This is a genomic window from Thermodesulfovibrio sp. 3462-1, assembly GCF_040451425.1.
Classification (GTDB): domain Bacteria; phylum Nitrospirota; class Thermodesulfovibrionia; order Thermodesulfovibrionales; family Thermodesulfovibrionaceae; genus Thermodesulfovibrio; species Thermodesulfovibrio obliviosus.
Genome location: NZ_CP144374.1, coordinates 258945 through 274044 on the forward strand (window position 1 = coordinate 258945; position 15100 = coordinate 274044).

General features: G+C 34.3%; 14 protein-coding genes and 1 tRNA gene. 9 read left to right on the plus strand and 6 right to left on the minus strand.

Features of this window, described 5'->3' with window-relative positions; all coding sequences use genetic code 11:
- Position 1: 1 nt before the first annotated feature.
- Complete coding sequence (gene rfaD / locus V4D31_RS01305; protein WP_353686445.1) at positions 2 to 961, minus strand: ADP-glyceromanno-heptose 6-epimerase; 960 nt, start codon at positions 959 to 961, stop codon at positions 2 to 4.
- Positions 962 to 1105: 144 nt separating this feature from the next.
- Here rfaD and V4D31_RS01310 point away from each other — a divergent pair, with 144 nt between their 5' ends.
- Entirely contained in the window at positions 1106 to 1465 is a 360-nt protein-coding gene (locus V4D31_RS01310) for a metalloregulator ArsR/SmtB family transcription factor (protein ID WP_353686446.1), read from the plus strand.
- A gap of 52 nt (positions 1466 to 1517) precedes the next feature.
- Here V4D31_RS01310 and V4D31_RS01315 read toward each other — a convergent pair whose 3' ends face one another.
- From V4D31_RS01315 to guaB, 4 genes are read right to left on the minus strand one after another with little or no spacing between them, the layout of a single operon-like run.
- A complete protein-coding gene (locus V4D31_RS01315; RefSeq protein WP_353686447.1) occupies positions 1518 to 2285 on the minus strand; it encodes a TlyA family RNA methyltransferase in 768 nt (255 codons plus the stop codon).
- Complete coding sequence (locus tag V4D31_RS01320) at positions 2282 to 3166, minus strand: polyprenyl synthetase family protein (protein WP_353686448.1); 885 nt, start codon at positions 3164 to 3166, stop codon at positions 2282 to 2284. The genes V4D31_RS01315 and V4D31_RS01320 overlap by 4 nt, the downstream gene beginning before the upstream one ends.
- A gap of 2 nt (positions 3167 to 3168) precedes the next feature.
- On the minus strand, positions 3169 to 4701 hold the full coding sequence (gene guaA, locus V4D31_RS01325) for a glutamine-hydrolyzing GMP synthase (protein WP_353686449.1): 1533 nt from the start codon (positions 4699 to 4701) through the stop codon (positions 3169 to 3171).
- A gap of 1 nt (position 4702) precedes the next feature.
- The gene (gene guaB / locus V4D31_RS01330) at positions 4703 to 6163 is read right to left on the minus strand and encodes an IMP dehydrogenase (protein WP_353686450.1); all 1461 of its coding nucleotides are present in this window, start codon (positions 6161 to 6163) and stop codon (positions 4703 to 4705) included.
- A 32-nt stretch (positions 6164 to 6195) separates the two neighbouring features.
- On the opposite strand from guaB, the gene V4D31_RS01335 reads away from it, so the two are divergent.
- Positions 6196 to 6268, plus strand: a tRNA-Arg gene (locus tag V4D31_RS01335).
- Here V4D31_RS01335 and V4D31_RS01340 read toward each other — a convergent pair.
- The gene (locus V4D31_RS01340) at positions 6269 to 7492 is read right to left on the minus strand and encodes a bifunctional 3,4-dihydroxy-2-butanone-4-phosphate synthase/GTP cyclohydrolase II (protein WP_353686451.1); all 1224 of its coding nucleotides are present in this window, start codon (positions 7490 to 7492) and stop codon (positions 6269 to 6271) included.
- A 122-nt stretch (positions 7493 to 7614) separates the two neighbouring features.
- On the opposite strand from V4D31_RS01340, the gene V4D31_RS01345 reads away from it, so the two are divergent.
- From V4D31_RS01345 to V4D31_RS01375, 7 genes are read left to right on the plus strand one after another with little or no spacing between them, the layout of a single operon-like run.
- Entirely contained in the window at positions 7615 to 8928 is a 1314-nt protein-coding gene (locus V4D31_RS01345; RefSeq protein WP_353686452.1) for a hypothetical protein, read from the plus strand.
- Complete coding sequence (locus V4D31_RS01350) at positions 8903 to 9421, plus strand: hypothetical protein (RefSeq protein ID WP_353686453.1); 519 nt, start codon at positions 8903 to 8905, stop codon at positions 9419 to 9421. Before V4D31_RS01345 ends, V4D31_RS01350 begins: the two co-directional genes overlap by 26 nt.
- Positions 9405 to 9833, plus strand: coding sequence for a hypothetical protein (locus V4D31_RS01355; RefSeq protein WP_353686454.1), 429 nt, complete (start codon positions 9405 to 9407; stop codon positions 9831 to 9833). Before V4D31_RS01350 ends, V4D31_RS01355 begins: the two co-directional genes overlap by 17 nt.
- On the plus strand, positions 9809 to 11428 hold the full coding sequence (mshL, locus tag V4D31_RS01360) for a pilus (MSHA type) biogenesis protein MshL (protein ID WP_353686455.1): 1620 nt from the start codon (positions 9809 to 9811) through the stop codon (positions 11426 to 11428). The genes V4D31_RS01355 and mshL overlap by 25 nt, the downstream gene beginning before the upstream one ends.
- Positions 11425 to 13065 (plus strand): ATPase, T2SS/T4P/T4SS family, encoded by a 1641-nt coding sequence (locus tag V4D31_RS01365; protein WP_353686456.1) that lies wholly within the window; start codon positions 11425 to 11427, stop codon positions 13063 to 13065. The genes mshL and V4D31_RS01365 overlap by 4 nt, the downstream gene beginning before the upstream one ends.
- Positions 13062 to 14276, plus strand: a complete 1215-nt coding sequence (locus V4D31_RS01370) for a type II secretion system F family protein (RefSeq protein ID WP_353686457.1) — start codon at positions 13062 to 13064, stop codon at positions 14274 to 14276. The genes V4D31_RS01365 and V4D31_RS01370 overlap by 4 nt, the downstream gene beginning before the upstream one ends.
- Complete coding sequence (locus V4D31_RS01375; RefSeq protein ID WP_353686458.1) at positions 14276 to 15100, plus strand: AAA family ATPase; 825 nt, start codon at positions 14276 to 14278, stop codon at positions 15098 to 15100. The genes V4D31_RS01370 and V4D31_RS01375 overlap by 1 nt, the downstream gene beginning before the upstream one ends.

The window sequence follows — 15100 nt, forward strand, 5'->3', positions numbered from 1 at the left end:
ATTAGCATTTTTCAAGATAGTTAACAACATAATCTTTTATCCCTTCTTCAAGAGATACAGCGGATTTATTGTAGCCAGCTTTTTTAAGTTTACCCATATCAGCTTTTGTAAAATATTGATATTTTCCTTTGATTTCTTCAGGCATGTCAATGTATTCTATCTGTGGTTCAAGCTCTAATGCTGAAAAAACCGCTTTTGCTAAGTCATTCCATGAACGGGGTATGCCTGTGCCTGCATTGAAAATTCCATTTATTTCAGGTTTTTCAAGGAAAAATATAGTCATTTCTACCGCATCTTTTACATAAATGAAATCTCTAAGTTGTTCACCATCTCTGTAATCCGGGTGATAGGATTTAAAGAGTCTTATTTTGCCATCTCTCTTAATTTGCTCATAGGCTTTCAAAACCATACTTCTCATCTCACCTTTATGAGCTTCTCCTGGTCCGTAAACATTGAAGTATTTTAAGCCAACTATTTTATCAAGAATTCCATTTTTTAATGCCCAGAGGTCAAATATCTGCTTTGAATAACCATAGGCATTTAAAGGTCTTAAAAAAGGTATTAAGCTATGCTCATCAGAAAATCCCTTAGAGCCATCTCCATAGGTAGCTGCAGTTGATGCATATATGAATCTGACATTGTTTTGTAATGACCATTTTGCCAGTTTTTTAGTGTATTCATAGTTGTTTTTCATAAGAAAATCAACATCCTTTTCAGTAGTGCTACTTCTTGCACCAAGATGGATTATTGCTTTAGTTGAATTTTTAAATTCTTCTATTTTTTCAATAAACTCATCTTTGTGAATGTAATCTTCAAAATTGAGTTCCACAAGATTTTTCCACTTTTCCGAGGTATTTAAATTATCAACTATGAGGATTTTTTCCTCTCCCAGTTCATTAAGCCTTTTTACCACATTTGAGCCGATAAATCCAGCTCCTCCAGTGACAATCAGGTAGTTCAATTTTACCTCCAGAACAGTTTAATTTTTTATTTTACCAGAAATCTGCTCTATTCTGTAACCAGAAGGACTTAAATTTTCCATTAGGAAGTTAGTGTTTTGTTTAGAATGTTGACAAACATATAAAAATTTTTTTATACTTTTTGTATGGAAAACTTGAAAACATCTGAGTTGACAAAGGTGTTTCATGCATTGTCTGATGAAACGAGGCTTAAAATTCTCAAGCTTCTTGAAAAAGGTGAACTTTGCGTATGCGAAATAGTTAATGCTCTTGATATGATTCAGCCAAAGGTTTCCTTTCATCTCGGGGTTTTAAAGGAGGCAGGGCTGGTAAAGATAAAAAGAAAGGGAAAATGGATTCTCTATAGCCTTGATGACACTGATCTGTTTAAGAGATTTTTAATTCTTTCTGTGCTGGAAAAGATTTCAAATGAGGAGATTAAAAAAGAGCTTGAAAATTTAAAAAATTTTAAAGATAGCCAGGACCCTCGCTATTGTAAAACTTAATTAAAATTCAAAAGGATAAAATTGAAGGAAATAACTAAGCAATGGGCATATATCAAAGTTGTTGTGGGTATGGTTTTTGGTGCAATTGTTGATTAACCTTAGCATAGATTAAATATTCAATGTTGCCCTTTTGTCCTTTAATTGGAGACTCTATAATTCCAATTACTCTGAGCTTTATAGTTTCAAAGAATTTTTTGATTTCCTCTACTGCTTCTCTTCTCCTTTCTGCGGATTTTACAATTCCTCCTTTTTCAACATCACCACGACCAACCTCAAACTGTGGCTTAATTAGCGCTATAATTTCACCTTCTGGTTTCAGGAACTCTATGACTTTCGGAATAACAAGCTTTAAAGATATGAATGATACATCAACTGTTACTATATCAATATCCTCTGGAATGCTATCTTTATTCATGTATCTTATATTTGTTCTTTCTACTGGAATAACTCTCGGGTCTGTTCTCAATTTCCATGCAAGCTGACCATATCCAACATCCACCGCATAAACACGCTTTGCACCATGCTGAATTAGACAGTCAGTAAATCCTCCTGTGCTTGCACCAACATCCATTGCAATTTTGTCTTTAACATCTATTGAAAAAGCTTTTAATGCTGCCTCAAGCTTTAATCCACCTCTGCTCACATAGGAAAGAGGCTGTCCACATATAGTAATTTCAACATTTTCATCAACCATTGTGCCAGGTTTTTCAATTTTCTGTCCGTTTACAATAACTTTTCCTTCAAGAATTAAAGCACGGGCTTTTTCTCTGCTTTCTGTGATACCCTTTTTATAAAGTAATTGATCAAGGCGAAGCTTCACGATGTGCGTTTTATTATGTATTTTGCAATCTCTCTTAAAGGCTCTGCCTTTTCATCAAATGTTTCAAGAGCATTCAGGGCTTCATCAATCAGCTGTTTTGCCTTTTTTCTTGATTGAGTAATTCCATACACTCTTGGATAGGTCATTTTTCCTTTTTCAATATCAGAGCCTTTTGGTTTTCCAATCTCCTCAGTACTACCTTCTATGTCAAGGATGTCATCAATTATTTGAAAGGCAAGTCCAATGCTTAACCCATAGGTTTCAATTTTTTTCATTTGCTCATCATCAGCACTTGCAAGTATTGCTCCTGATTTAACAGAGGCAGAAATAAGCTTAGCAGTTTTATTTAAATGAATGAATTCAACGCTTTCTTTGTCAGGCTCTTTTCTCTCTGATATTAAATCCATTGCCTGACCCCCTACCATTCCGTAAACACCTGCTGAACTGCTTAATTCATGAATTACTTTTATGAGATTTAATGGCTCAACATCTGTATAAGCAGGATTGGATAGGATTCTAAAAGCCTCTGTCAGCAAACCATCACCTGCAAGAATAGCAATTGCTTCTCCAAATATTTTGTGATTTGTTGGTTTGCCGCGTCTGAGATCATCATTGTCCATTGCTGGAAGGTCATCGTGAATTAAAGAATAGGTATGGATGAACTCTATTGCAGTGGCATATGCAGTTATGTCTTCCTTTCCTCCGCAGGCTTCATAAGCAGATATGCATAAAATTGGCCTTAATCTTTTCCCTCCAGCTGTTAAAGAGTAAAGAACAGATTCATGAAGAATGGGAGGAACAATTGCTGGATTAAAGTAGGATTTGATAAATTCTTCAATTTTGGCTCTTTTTTCGGCAATGTATTTTTTTAAATCAAACATATTTACTCCCACTCAATGGTTCCTGGAGGCTTTGATGTTATGTCATAAACAACCCTGTTTACTCCCTTTACTTCATTGATTATTCTATTTGAGATTCTCTCAAGTAATTCATAGGGAAGCCTTACCCAGTCTGCTGTCATTCCATCAACACTGTGAACTGCTCTCACAGCTATTACATGCTCATATGTTCTTTCATCTCCCATAACTCCAACAGTTTTTATTGGAAGCAAAACAGCAAAGGATTGCCACACCTTTTTATACCATCCTGAATTTTTAATTTCTTCAAGAACAATCATGTCAGCCTGCCTCAGTATTTCAAGCCTTTCACGTGTAACCTCTCCAACGCATCTTATAGCAAGACCAGGTCCTGGAAAAGGATGCCTGTATAAGATTTCATCAGGTATTCCAAGTTCCTGCCCAAGCTGTCTTACCTCATCCTTAAAAAGCTCTCTTAATGGTTCAATAAGTTTAAGTTTCATTCTTTTAAGAAGTCCGCCTACATTATGATGGCTCTTTATGGTTGCAGAGGGTCCTTTAAAGGAAATGCTTTCTATAACATCTGGATAAAGAGTTCCTTGTGCAAGAAATTTCACTCCTTCAATTTTCTTAGCTTCTTCTTCAAATATTTTTATAAACTCTCCACCAATTATTTTTCTTTTTCTCTCAGGGTCACGCACTCCTTTAAGTCTTCTAAGGAATCTCTCTGATGCATCCACAACCTTTAAATTTATGTGAAAATTATTTCTTAGCATCTCTTCAACTTTTTGTCTCTCTCCTGCCCTTAAAAGTCCGTTATCCACAAAAATGCAGGTTAAGCTCTCTCCTACAGCCCGATGAACAAGCACAGCTGTAACAGTAGAGTCAACTCCTCCACTTAAAGCACAAACAACTTTATATGAACCAACTTTTTTTCTTATTTCCTCTATCTGTTTTTCAACAAAGGAATGCATATTCCAGGAAGGGCTACATCCACATACTTTGAATATAAAATTATTGAGTATCTTTTTGCCTTCTTCTGTGTGTACCACTTCAGGATGAAACTGTAAAGCATAGATTTTTTTCTTTTTGTCAGCCATTGCAGCATAAGGAGAGTTTTCTGTATGGGCAAGCCGTATAAAGCCTTCAGGCATCTCTGTAATTTTATCAGCATGACTCATCCAGACTACTGTTTCCCGAGAAACATCACTGAAAATATCAGAAAAATCCTCAATTCTTAAAATTGCTTTACCATACTCTTTTTTTTCAGCTTTAGAGACCTTCCCACCAAGAAGATGGGTAATGAGCTGCATTCCGTAGCATATTCCAAGAATCGGTATCCCAAGGTTGAATATTTCTTTATCTATCGTAGGTGCACCATCTTCATAAACACTTGAAGGTCCACCAGAAAGAATAATTCCTGCGGGTTTTCTTTTTTTTATCTCATTAAAAGGTGCGTTACAGGGAATTATTTCAGAGTAAACATTAAACTCTCTTATTCTTCGTGCTATAAGCTGAGTGTATTGGGAACCAAAGTCAATTACTATAATTTCTTCCATATCAGTCTTCAATCCAGTAATTTGGTGCTTCTCTTGTTATTGTTACATCGTGAACATGGCTTTCTCTTAATCCAGCATTTGTAATTTTGATGAATTTTGCTTTAGTTCTTAATTCCTCAAGGGTTCTACAACCGCAGTATCCCATTCCGGATTTAAGCCCTCCAACTAATTGATGAACACTTTTTGAAAGAGGTCCTCTATAGGGGACTCTTCCTTCAACTCCTTCAGGAACGAGCTTTTCAGGAGTTAATCCTTGCTGACTATATCTATCAGAAGAACCACTCTGCATTGCACCAATAGAACCCATGCCTCTGTACGTTTTATAACTTCTTCCCTGATAAAGTATAATTTCACCTGGAGCCTCATCTGTACCTGCAAAAAGACTTCCAATCATAACACAGTGTGCTCCTGCTGCAAGAGCCTTTGTTATATCTCCTGAATATTTAATTCCGCCATCAGCTATCAAAGGAATTTTATATTTTGATGTAACCCTGTAACAATTCATAATTGCTGTAAGCTGTGGAACTCCTGCACCAGCAACAATACGGGTTGTGCATATGGAGCCCGGTCCAATTCCTACTTTTACTGCATCAGCACCTGCCTGAATAAGTTCTTCCGTAGCTTCAGCTGTTGCTATGTTTCCAGCAACCACATCTATGTCAAATCTTCTTTTAAGCTCTTTTAATGTTTCAATAACAGCTTTACTGTGTCCATGAGCAGTGTCAATTACAATTGCATCTACACCTGCTTTCACAAGTAATTCTGCTCTGTAAATTGCTGGTTCTCCAACTCCCACAGCTGCTGCAACACGAAGTCTTCCAATATGGTCTTTACAGGCATTGGGATATTTTTTTCTTTTTTCAATATCCTTTATTGTTATTAAACCTTTGAGATTGAAGTTTTCATCAACAATTGGAAGTTTCTCTATTTTGTATTTATGAAGGATTTCCTGGGCTTCCTCAAGTGTAATCCCCACGCCTGCAGTAATAAGTCTTTCTTTGGTCATTACTTCTTCTACTTTTTTTGTAAAATCTCTTTCAAATTTAAGATCTCTATTTGTAATGATTCCAACGAGCTTTCCATTTACTGTAACAGGAACACCAGATATTCTATATTTTTCCATCAAAGCTAAGGCTTCTGATATCGGTGCATCTGGTCCAATTGTAATTGGATCAACAATCATTCCACTTTCTGATTTTTTTACCTTGTCTACTTCCATTGCCTGTTTTTCAGGAGGCATATTTCTGTGAATTACTCCAATGCCTCCTTCTCTTGCAATTGCAATTGCAAGATTTGCCTCTGTAACTGTGTCCATTGCAGCGCTCACAATGGGAATATTGAGTTTTATATTGGGAGTAAAATAAGTTGTTACATCAACCTCAGCAGGAACAACATCTGAGCGGGAAGGTACAAGTAGCACATCATCAAAGGTTAATCCTAAAGGTATTTCATTTTCTCTCATCTGATAACTCCTTTTTGTTATAATTTATTTAAGCGCCTGTAGCTCAGTGGACAGAGCGTGGGGCTCCGGACCCCAAGGTCGGAGGTTCAAATCCTCTCAGGCGCATTATACTTTTGTTAATATGTGTCCAAGCTTTTCCTTCTTTGTTTTTAAATAGCATCTGTTATTTTCATTTGGTTTAATTTCAATTGGGACTCTTTCAACCACCTTAAGTCCGTAACCTTCCAATCCTACAATTTTGCGGGGATTGTTTGTCATTAGCCTCATTTTTCTAACTCCGAGGTCAACTAAAATCTGAGCTCCTATTCCATAATCTCTTAAGTCTGGTTTAAAACCGAGTTTTAAGTTAGCTTCAACTGTATCATAACCTTTTTCCTGAAGTTCATAGGCTTTTAACTTGTTAAGGAGTCCTATTCCCCTTCCTTCCTGTCTCATGTAAAGAAGCACTCCTTTGCCTGCCTCTTCAATCATCTGCAAAGCTCTGTGAAGCTGTGAGCCGCAGTCACATCTTTTTGAAAGAAAAACATCACCAGTTAAACATTCTGAGTGAACTCTTACAAGGACTTCATCACCTGGCTTAATGTCTCCTTTAACCAGTGCAAGATGGACCTTGTCATCAATCAAAGTAGTGTATGCTATTGCTTTGAACTCTCCATAATCTGTTGGAAGATGAACAGTGGCAACTTTTTTAATAAGGGTTTCATTTCTCATGCGATATCTGATTAGATCTTTGATTGTAGTAATCTTAAGTCCGTGTTTTCTTGCAAATTCCATTAATTGGGGAACTCTTGCCATTGTTCCGTCTTCGTTCATAATCTCGCATATAACACCTGCTGGATACAGTCCTGCAAGACGGGCAAGATCAACAGCTCCTTCTGTATGACCTGCTCTTTTAAGAACTCCTCCTTTTTGTGCTCTTAAAGGGAAAACATGCCCTGGTTTAACAAGATCTTCGGGTTTTGTTTTCGGGTCAATTGCAGTAAGAATTGTATGAGCTCTGTCATGAGCTGAAATTCCTGTAGTTACACCTTTTCTTGCTTCAATTGATACAGTAAAGGCTGTCTGATGGGGTGATTCATTTAAATCTACCATCATGGGAAGTTTCAGTTCTTCAACCCTCTCAGGAGTTAAAGCCAGACATATTAAGCCTCTGGCATACTTTGCCATAAAGTTTATCGCTTCAGGTGTGACTTTTTCTGCTGCTATAAAGAGATCTCCCTCATTTTCTCTATCTTCATCATCAACGAGTATAATCATTTTTCCCTGAACCACATCCTCAAGAACTTCTTCTATTGTATTAAATTTGAATGTCTCTTTTTTTATTGTCATTTCTATGACCTCCTTTAATGATTAATTTTTAATATATCAAAATTTGAAAGGTTTTTGCGAGATTTAAATGAAAAACATGAAAAATTTTGAGCATTTTGAAGTTTATGTTATAATTTTTAATAATGAAAAAAGCCTATTTGAGTATAGAGGGAAATATTGTAAAAGCTATTATACCTAAAAAAGACATTGAAGATGCTGAATTTTCAGAATTTTCTCGGGATGAAATCTTTGGATTCATTAAAGAGTATTCAATAAAAGAGCTGTATATTTCAGTCTTCTTCTCAGATCTATACACATTTAAATTTTCTCTGCCTTTTCAAATTCCTGAAAAGAAAAAAATTCTTGAAAAACTTGTATTTAATGAAATAAGAAAAAGATCTCCATCTTTGCAGCAGTTTTCATTCATCTATGAAAAATACACAACTGAGGCAAGAACCTGGATAAGATGTTATGTGGTGCCTGAGTCTTCCTATCAATTTATTGAGGAACTTATCGAAGCAAAAATTAATATAAAAGCTCTTTATCCAATGCATATTCCTTTAATTTTTTTTATAAACTCTGATTCAGAACTCGCAGAAAAAAACAAAATAGTGTGTTTTGTTTCTGGAACATCAAGATTTTTATTCATTTTTGAAAAATCAGAGATGCTTATTATGAGAGAGTTTGAAGGGAGAGAGAGTTTAACCGATGAAGATACAGTTAATATCAATATGACAGTGAACTATTCAATACAGAATCTAAGAGTAACTCCTGAAGAGATTATTTTTATTGGCACAAAACATAAGGAAGTTTCAGGACTTATTCTTCCACACAGGTTTCTGTCAGTATTGCCAGAAAATGAGAAATATGCCATTCCGCTGAGCATGGTATTGTTTGAAGAGAATCTAAAAAAGAGAAGCATCCTACCACAGTCATACAGAAAATTTAAAAAAACAATGAAATACTTAAACTATGCAAGTTTAGTATTATTGATGGCTGCTGTAGTTTTATTTGGATACAATATAGTGTATCTTTATGATTTAAACTCCCTTTACCATTCGCTTAATTCCCAAAAACAATATATATTACAGCATAAACAAGAATTTATTAATCTTCAACAAAGCATTAAAAAATATGAAACTGAGTTAAAACCTTTTCAGGATTTACGAAACAAAAGAAATTCTATTATTGATACAAGAGCTCTTCTTATGAAACTTATTCAGGCTAAAACAGAATTAATTTATCTGGACTCTATAGAAATTGATCCTGAGAAATTGGAAATAAAAATAAAGGGTAAAAGCACAGGTAAAAATTTTTCCGAAAGACAGATTTCTTACTTAAAATTTAAGGAACTTCTTTCTCAAAGGGGATTTAAAATTACAAATGAAAAATTGGATATTACAAAAGGAGACCTTAGCATAGATGCAGTTTATGAGTATTCAGGAATTTTACAATAAAAAAATAGGCAGAAAACTTCTCTTTGTAACCATTGTTTATGCTATTGTTATGGTTCTTCTTTATGTTTTTATTTATCTTAACAAAACAGAGCAAGCCCTGAAGGAAGATTATGCCTTGATAACAAAATTAGACAACAAGATAACTCAGGGCATTAGATTTAAAAGAATACTTGAAAATATAACAGTACCTGAAAGAAAAGATTCAGAAATTTTAGCAGCCCAATTTCTTGATAATCTGAAATCAAGATTTCCTGAAATTAACATAGAAATATCGAATATACAAAAAGAACAAAAACAATTAAGCTATGATATAACTTTGAAAGCTGAAACTTTATGGAATAGAGTTGTTGATATTTTAAGCTTTCTTGAAGAGACAGAATATCCCTTGATTTTCATTAAATCAGTAGCTCTTTCTTCTAAGGGCAATACAACAGGTATTGATATCAAAGCTCATTTAAAGTTATTTTATCAAGAAAGTGAGAAAAGAACTTAAAATATCAATTGCTATTTTTATAATCTCCCTTTTAGGCTTAGGAGTTTCTTTGAAGATAAAACCTTTGAGCGTTGTCTCTCCAAATGAAAAAAACATGTTAGAGTATGCTTTTCCAGAGATAACAATTAAGGAGAGAGTCCGTATTTCTTATAGTAGTTTACAAAATCCCTTTGAAACCTCAAAAATAGTAGAAGCTAAAAAAAACCCTAAAGAGTCGGTTGTTAAAGAAGCTCCTTTACCTGTGCTGTCATTTATCTATGAAGGCAGGAATAAGTATGCTGTAATAGGAGATTCAATTGTCAGAGAGGGAGACTCAATCAATGGATACCAAGTAAAAGCCATATTTAAAGATAAAGTTTTAATTAAAAATAAACAGGGAGAAACAAAATGGCTAAAGTTAGAAAATTATTAATATTGCTTCTTTTATTATTCATGTATGCCTGCAGTAGCACTCAAATGAAAGGAGAAATAAAGATTCCTCAGATTGAGCTTCCTAAAAAAGAAGAAACAGTAAAAAAAGAAGTTTTCCCAGACTTCAGAATAGAGCAAGAGGATATAACCCCACTTAAGATGAAAAGGGTTTCTGTAAATGCAAGACAAAGTTCTTTAAGGGATATATTGATTGTTTTGTGTAGAGATGCTGGTTTAAATCTTGTTATTGAAAAAGGGGTAGATCCAAATGTCCCAGTAACAGTAGTTTTAAACAATGTTACATTAAAAGATGCTCTTGAGGCAGTTTTTTCCTCAACTGATTATTTTTATAAAATTGAAAGAAATGTGCTTACAGTAAAAGATACTGATACAAAAATATTTCACCTTAGCACAATTCCAATTCAACAAAATTATTCAACAGATGTTGGTGGAGACATTCTTGGTGGTGTAACAGGCCAGCTACCAGGTATAACTACAGGCACTACAGGAGGAACTACAGGAGGAACTACAGGAGGCACAGCAACTACAATACTTAAAGGGAATGTATCAAAATCTGAAAAAACAGATGATACAGCATATAAATTCTGGGATTCAATTGAGAAAGCACTTTCTACAATTCTTGGAGTATCAGATACTAAAACAATTCCACAGCAAGTAGCTTCATTGCAATTAGGTACTTCAATGCCTCGTGAAAACTATGTAATAAATAGAATGACAGGAACAGTGATGGTTACAGCAACAAAGAAAAATATAAAAAAAGTTGAAGAGTATATTGAAACAGTGAAAAAGGTTATGGCAAGACAGGTCCTTATAGAAGCCAAAGTCATAGAGGTTGCACTTTCAAAATCTTTAAAATACGGAATTGATTGGTCTTTTTTAAGAGAGTGGAGTCATGGCACACATAACTGGAGCATTGGTGGGAGCACATCAGGCTTTACAAATGTAATAGGTGGTGATAGCCCATACTCTTTGGGTAAATTTTCATTGACAACAACTGCTATAAAAGATTTTTCAGCTTTAATAAAAGCTCTTGGACAATTTGGAGATGTAAGAACCCTGTCAAATCCTCGTGTAAGTATAATGAATGGACAGACTTCGCTTTTTACAGTTGGAAGAAATTACTCGTTTATATCAAAGGTTCAGAGCAATGTTACAACATCCGGAACAGGTTCTCCGATAATAACTTATACAGTAGAAACAGGCAATCTTCTTTCAGGACTTATTATTGGAATAGTTCCTTACATTGATGAAAATGGAGAAATTTCTCTCACAATTACTCCAATAGTCTCTAAGCTTATAGATATGAAAACAGCAACTTTTGGTTCTTCAGGTAGTGAAACAGTAATCCAGCTTCCAAATGTTGATTTAAGAGAACTAAGCACAACAGTAAAGGTAAAAGATGGTGAAATTATAATAATTGGTGGAATGATTAAAAAGGAGGAAACTCTATCAGAAAATAAAGTGCCACTCTTAGGAGATATTCCTATGGTTGGTGAGCTTTTTAAAAGTAAAGATAAGGAAGAGATAAATACTGAGCTTGTAATACTTCTGCAGCCAAGGATTATTTCACAATGAGACTTGGTGACCTTTTATTAGAAAAAAAATTAATAACTCCTGATGAACTTAACATAGCTCTTAATGTTCAGAAAATTACAGGTCAGGTTCTCGGAAAATGTTTAATATCACTTGGATTTATTACATCTTCAGAGCTTGCAGAAGTTCTTGCAGTTCAGCATGGGCTTGAATACATAAATCTCAGAGACTATCCAATTGAAACAGAACTTCTTAAAGCTTTTCCCAAAGATGTTACTGAGTCAGCAAGATTTCTTCCAATTGAAGAAAAAGAGGAAGTTATTAAGATTGCAGTTACTGATCCAAGCAATATTGTTGCTTTAGATAAAGTAAAATCAATAACAGGCAAAAGGGCAAAGGCCTGTCTTACAGATGAAGAAGGTTTTATAGATACTCTTGAAAAAGCTTACTATTTCCTGGAAAATCCTACAGAAAAAATCATAGAAAATGCAATAAATGCAACCTTAGGGACAGGTGCAGCACCTCCTGAAATTTTTCCTAAGATTGTTGATGCAATTTTAGCAGAAGGAATAAGAAGAGGAGCTACAGATATACACATAAACATAAATGCTGGAGTTGTAACAATCTTTTATAGAGTTGATGGTATATTAAATGAAGGTTATTTCCTTCCAAGACTGCTACATACAGGAGTTGTATCAAGAATAAAAATTCTTTCAAGGCTTGATATAGCAGAGCAAAGACTTCCTCAGGATGGTTCATTTATTTTTACACTTGCAGGCAAAAAATATGAGGTAAGAGTATCAACTATTCCTACAGTAGAAGGAGAAAGCGTTGTAATGAGGCTACTTTTCGGTGCTTCAGAGGAGTTCTACAGTCTAACCAAGCTTGGTTTTAGTGAATCACTTGCTTTAAGATTAAAAGAGATTATAAAAAAACCAAACGGTATAATTCTTGTTGTTGGACCTACAGGTTCTGGAAAAAGCACAACTCTTTATGCATTAATAAGAGAAATTAATAGACTTCAAAGGTCTGTTATAACAATTGAAGATCCTGTTGAGTATAGAATTAGTTTTGTAAAGCAAAGCGAAGTAAATGAAAGGATTGGATATAACTTTGCACTTGCTGGAAGAAACTTTATGAGACATGACCCTGATATAATTCTTCTTGGTGAGATTCGTGATGAAGAAACAACACGCATTGCAATAAGAGCATCAATTACAGGACATCTTGTTTTGAGCACTCTTCATACTTCGGATGCGGTAAGTGCTGTTCCAAGGCTTTATGATCTTGGTGCAGACAGATTTCTTCTGAGTTCATCTTTGACTGCTGTGCTAAGTCAAAGACTTTTAAGAAAAATATGCCCCTTTTGTAAAACTTCAAGAGATTTAAATGAAAGAGAAAAAGAAATTTTTGCTTCTTCAGGAATAAAGCTGGATAAGATTTATTATGCTAAAGGATGCAAGATGTGTAGGAATACTGGATACTTAGGAAGAGTAGCAATAGGAGAACTGATGACAGTAAATGAAAAAATAAGGGAGATGATTTATGAAGGAGCTTCTTTTAACTCTCTTACAAAAGCTGCAGCTGAAGGAGGAATGCTCCCAATTAGGATTGATGGATTGAGGAAAGTTGCAGAAGGAATTTCAACACTTGAGGAGGTTGAAAGGGTTTTAGGATGAATATTTTCATGTACAGAGCTGTTACCGAAGAAGGAAAAGTTTTTAGAAGTTTTATAAAGGCAAACAATTATGAAGAAGCAATGCAGCTTCTGACAATGAAAAACATTTATGTTTTATCAATGTTAGAAATACCAAAGATTTTATCCCCTTTTATCAGCTTTTTCTCAGGCAAAATAAAAAATATTCATTTAATTGAATTTTCAAAAAATCTCTCAATAATGCTTAAAGCAGGAGTGCCTCTCACAGCAGCCCTTGCAGATATCGCTGAAAACATGACAAACCAGAGATTCAAAAGAATAATTTTAGATATAAAAGACATGATTGAAAAAGGAATGCCCTTTAATGAAGCAATATCAATGCAAAAAGATGTTTTTCCTCGAGTTGTTCAATATCTTATAAAAGTCGGAGAAGAAACAGGTCGTCTTGACAGAAGCCTTAGTGAGATAGCGGATTATTTTCAAAGAATTGAGGATTTAAGAACAGCCATAAAAAGAGCTCTTATTTATCCTATTTTTGCTACAGTGGTTTCTTTTGGTGCTGTTTGTTTCTGGCTTATTTATGTTCTGCCAAAAATTGTAAATGCAATGCAGGGCATGGGAGTAAAGATTCCTTTTATTACACAAATTATGGTTCAAATCGGTGCCCTACTGGCAAAGTTTTTTTATCTTTTGCCTGTCATACCTTTAATTTTTGTTCTTTCAATGCCTTTAATCAAAAAAAATAAAAAATTGAAATGGATAAAAGACTTCCTTTCGTTTAAATTGCCCATAATAAAAGAAATATTTTATAATAGAGCAGTTGCTCTCTTTACAGAGCAGTTTCGCATTCTCACTGTAGCAGGTATTCCAATAGACAATGCTCTTGACATGACAGCAGAAGTTGTTAACAATGAAATAATGAAAAAAGCAATAAATAATGCAAAAGAGAGAATTACTATAGGAGAAAGAATTTCACAATCTCTTAAAGACCAGAAAATTTTCCCGCCTATGGTAATCAGGCTTATAAACATAGGTGAAACTTCAGGAAATCTTGACGAACAGCTTGGATTTTTAACTAATTATTACACTTCAAAACTTCAGGAATACTCTGTGAGGCTTGGCAAAATCATAGAGCCTGTAATGATTTTATTTATCGGTTTATTTTTTGCAATAATTTTAATCAGTCTTTTAAGTCCTCTTTATGATTTAATTTCAAAACTTGGAGGACAGTAGTGGAATATTATGAGTTCTATAAATTTAAAGAAGACCCCTTTGGGATAACTCCTGATCCAGATTTCTTTTATCCTTCAAAAACCCATATGGAAGCTTTTGAATCTATCCGATATCTTATTCAGAAGGGTGAAGGATTTATGCTTGTTACAGGAAATCCTGGAACAGGGAAAACAACGCTTATAAGAAAATTCTTAAGAAACTTTAAAGAAGAAAATATCTTACCAATTGTTATCTACAATTCCTCTCTTACTCCTGAGGAGTTGCTCAAAGGAATAATTGAGAAATTAAGTAAAAACGACAATCAGATTGATTTAAACAAATTTCAAAGCAAGTTATCAATGATTGAATTTCTATCAGAGTATCTCAAAAATAAAAAACTCTCAGGTTATAAAAATATTCTTATAATTGATGAAGCCCAGGACATGCCTGAGGAAACTCTCACTGAAATAAAACATCTTTCAAATATTGAAACAGAAAAGGAAAAACTTTTTCAGATTATTCTATTTGCTCAGCCTTATTTTGAAGACCTTCTTGCAAAACCTAAATATTCACAAATAAACCAGAGAATAAGCCTTAAAGTAAGGCTTTATCCTTTAAGTAAGGAAGAAGTCGGAGAGTATGTAAAATTCAGACTCCAGACAGTAGCAGAAACACCTGTGTATTTTAAGAAATCAGCTATAAGAAAAATATACAAGGCATCAAAAGGAATTCCAAGACTTATAAATCTTATATGTTCCAGAGCCTTAATGGTTGGATATATTAAGAATTCGTATAAAATAAAAAAATCCTATGTAAAACTTGCTGTAAAGCATCTTCATTTGTAA